Origin of the sequence: Candidatus Liberibacter sp. (assembly GCF_014048425.1) — a bacterium.
GTDB lineage: Bacteria > Pseudomonadota > Alphaproteobacteria > Rhizobiales > Rhizobiaceae > Liberibacter.
This window is the reverse complement of the sequence record NZ_JACETX010000073.1, coordinates 1-3,163: the sequence shown is the minus strand read 5'-3', so window position 1 is coordinate 3,163 and position 3,163 is coordinate 1. Positions and strand designations below refer to the sequence as shown.

Here is a 3,163-nt window from a genome sequence, read left to right as displayed (position 1 = left end):
CAGAAAAGAAAACTGTTTTCTCTGACGGTCAATCACTAACGGACTACATGGAGAATCTGCCCTCTTTTTGACATCCTCCCCGTCCTGAAGGACAGGGCTTTACGGCGTGTGCTGGTAAAGAAATTGATGTTGCACAATGTTAACCTTTATAGCAACTCCGAACCTTAGATTGTGATTGCGAATTAAACCTTTCTTTGTTAATGTCGTGTAGCGTTGATGTCAAACTACACAAAAAATAATAGAGAAAACAGTAGAAAGCCACTTGCAAGATGAGTCGACGCCTAAGGAAAGAAAATGACACAAAGTACTAGAAAAACATACTCTGTTGATTTGATTGCTCGATATTTTTTATCATTGGCAAGAGCGGAAGAAGAGCCTGATTTAATCACTAACCTCAAACTTCAAAAACTTTGCTATTACGCATTTGGGGTTATGTCTGCCTTGAGAGAAGAGAATGACCCTCCCCTCTTTGAAGATCCTATTGAGGCATGGATGCATGGGCCAGTCATTCCGAATCTATACGAAAATTTCAAAAAATACGGATCATCACCTATTCCAGAAATGGAAAGCTTGCCATACGAAGAGTTTAGCATCTTTGACCCAAAAGACAGAGAAGTATTAGATGATGTTTTTGAATATTACGGTCAATTTTCGGCATGGAGATTAAGAAATATGACCCATGAAGAGCAACCTTGGAAAGATGCCTATAGCCATCGTTGCTATTATGACACTATAGAAAAGAATGATATACGAGAATACTTTTCCAAACAAAAAGTCACGACAGAAGAATACATCAATTCTTATCGCAACTAATGGCCAAAAAAAAATCTTTTACAATAAAACCTAATCCATACGCATCCAAACAAAGTGGATCTACAAATTACATGACACCTGCTTTTTCATTCGAAAAAATGGTACATGGACATTCACATTGCGTATCTAAATGCCCGACAGAGCACTTGGCAAATCTTCTATTGACACTTTTTAATCTTTCACAACTATCATGGCAGGATATCGTCAATTCACATCGTCATGAATTAGGGACAGAAAAAATAGAAAGAGAAAGTATCCACGATAAACAAGGGATATCAAAATGCCCTGAAGGCGCTACAATTCTTAGCATCAGATACTATAATCATTATCCATTTATAGGGTATAGAGATGGAAGAATTTTTTATATTCTATGCATTGATTATGATTTTAAAGTATATGATCATTAGTAAAATACCGATATTTGACATCCTTCCCCGTCCTGAAGGTCGAGGAAACTGTCAACAAGCTAGCTCGGAGAGTTAATCCAATTGACTCTTTTAATCTTTATTCTATACAATGGGAGCTATGACAAACACCTCTGTAAAACAAAAACCGCAGAAAGAAAATGTTGAAGTCCGCTTTGCAAAAGTGGAAACAACACTGCCTTTTCTTGCGACTAAAGCAGATCTTTCTGATGTTAGAACAGAACTTAAGCTAGATATTTCCAATACTAAGCTAGAACTTAAGCAAGATATTGCTAGCGTTAAAACAGAGCTTTCTAACGTTAAAACAGAGCTTAAGCAAGATATTGCTAACGTTAAAACAGAGCTTTCAAACGTTAGAACAGAGCTTAAAGACGCAATTAATACTCAAACTAAATGGTTTGTAGGCTTCATGATACCTATTACAGTAGGAATACTTTTTAAGCTATTTATCCGTTAGACTATAACCATTTAACAGCAATCCCGCCTCAACTCCTCTTTCTAACGATTCCATCCGTGTACCAGAAGCCTAAAATAAGCCCTATAACGTCTTGAGAAAAGAGGCTTAGATGCCCGAAAGGGTCAAAACGGAGGATATCATATTTTAAGAATACAAATGAAAAACGGCAGGGTATACTACAACCCAAACGATCGTTGTTAATGGACGCATTAAATCGTTAAAGCCAACTATCCATTCTATCTTAGTCTTTGGCTTCATAGAATCAAGCTTGTCCATCCTTAGCGGTGCATCAGATTCAAGCTCTTTAATATTGATTTGTGAATCGACATGTAGCTGAGCCATAGCCATATCGTGTTTTTGCTTCAGCTGGATCATATACAAATCAAGCAAAGAAGGGACAAATCTAAGTAAAAACCTCGAAACACTGCCAGTGATGAAAGAAGCTATCATTTGTGAAACCAATTCTTGATGTTAGTGATGCTGTAGATGATCGCTGTTATTGACGCGATATACACTGAAAGGTTTTTTAATGCAGACACCAACCACTTAAAACCTTGAGCAAAGTCTAATAGCTCATCAATGCCTTTTTGTTGTTTCTCATCTCTGATTCTTTGGTTCTCCTCTCTAACCCTTGAATCTGCAATGAATAGATCAATCCTATCAAATCTAACCTTTGAATCTTCGATGTGCTTAGCTAAGAGATCCTTTTCAGCATCAAACTCTTTACGGGTTACTTCTGTTTTCTTAATCATCCTAGCTTCTCTTCAATTTCTGCAGTTCATTTTCAAGCATTGTGATCTTCTGGCTCATGGCTTTAAGATCAACGAGGTTGTCTTGAAGCGTAGAGGAGCTAACGGCTCTTAAAACAGTAGCTTCTTTGTCTACGACTTCTTGAAACCATGAAGTACGCCCCGCATACGAGGCGAATAGGTAGCACGCTACACACCTCCAAGTCTTAGATGCCTCCTCCTCCGTTAGAGGTATGGTGATAAACGATCCAGCATGCATATATCCGTTAGAGGCTTCACTAGGAAAACGCCAATTGTTAGCGGTCGTGAATTTGTAAGTCTTATCAACTTCAAAAGACCCTACCATAGGCATCAATACTGTTCGTCCTTGCAACAAAGAAAGAGCTTCTTGAGCCGTTATGCCACCAGCCCCAGAACCCCCACCAGATGGTTTGGATTCAAGTGCTTTAATTTGAGTGTCGAGTTCGTCTTGAGATACGGCTTTGATGTTTTTTCTAATGTCTTCTAAAGGATTAGTGGAGTTTGAATTAACAAGAAGAATAGCTTTCCCTTCGCTCGTGATGATGTAAATGTCGCCGTCTTTGCCAGACGAAAAACCTGATGTGAGCTTCCCGCTTCTGGGGTCAAAAGCACCTGACATGGCATACCCGCTAGCGTTAAGACCACAATATGCGGTATCACCCTTAGCGTTTTTGAAGACCATTCTATCGCATGCATCG

At 38.8% G+C, this 3,163-nt stretch carries 6 protein-coding genes; 3 read left to right on the top strand and 3 right to left on the bottom strand.

Translation table 11 applies throughout. The annotated features are described in order from the left end of the window. Nucleotides 1–294 precede the first annotated feature (294 nt). The 3 genes from H0G72_RS05820 to H0G72_RS05810 all read left to right on the top strand — a co-directional run bounded on the left by H0G72_RS05820 (nt 295) and on the right by H0G72_RS05810 (nt 1,695). Entirely contained in the window at nt 295–813 is a 519-nt protein-coding gene (locus tag H0G72_RS05820) for a Panacea domain-containing protein (RefSeq protein WP_182017830.1), read from the top strand. A 71-nt stretch (nt 814–884) separates the two neighbouring features. After that, on the top strand, nt 885–1,220 hold the full coding sequence (locus tag H0G72_RS05815) for a hypothetical protein (protein ID WP_182017829.1): 336 nt from the start codon (nt 885–887) through the stop codon (nt 1,218–1,220). A 118-nt stretch (nt 1,221–1,338) separates the two neighbouring features. Then, nucleotides 1,339–1,695, top strand: coding sequence for a hypothetical protein (locus H0G72_RS05810; protein ID WP_182017828.1), 357 nt, complete (start codon nt 1,339–1,341; stop codon nt 1,693–1,695). Nucleotides 1,696–1,839: 144 nt separating this feature from the next. On the opposite strand, the gene H0G72_RS05805 is transcribed toward H0G72_RS05810, so the two are convergent. The 3 genes from H0G72_RS05805 to H0G72_RS05795 all read right to left on the bottom strand — a co-directional run. Continuing rightward, the gene (locus H0G72_RS05805; RefSeq protein ID WP_182017827.1) at nt 1,840–2,145 is read right to left on the bottom strand and encodes a hypothetical protein; all 306 of its coding nucleotides are present in this window, start codon (nt 2,143–2,145) and stop codon (nt 1,840–1,842) included. Next, entirely contained in the window at nt 2,142–2,447 is a 306-nt protein-coding gene (locus tag H0G72_RS05800; protein WP_182017826.1) for a hypothetical protein, read from the bottom strand. The genes H0G72_RS05805 and H0G72_RS05800 overlap by 4 nt, the downstream gene beginning before the upstream one ends. Before the next feature lies 1 nt (nt 2,448). Next, a partial coding sequence (locus H0G72_RS05795; RefSeq protein ID WP_220456135.1) for a hypothetical protein occupies nt 2,449–3,163 on the bottom strand: 715 nt, incomplete at its 5' end.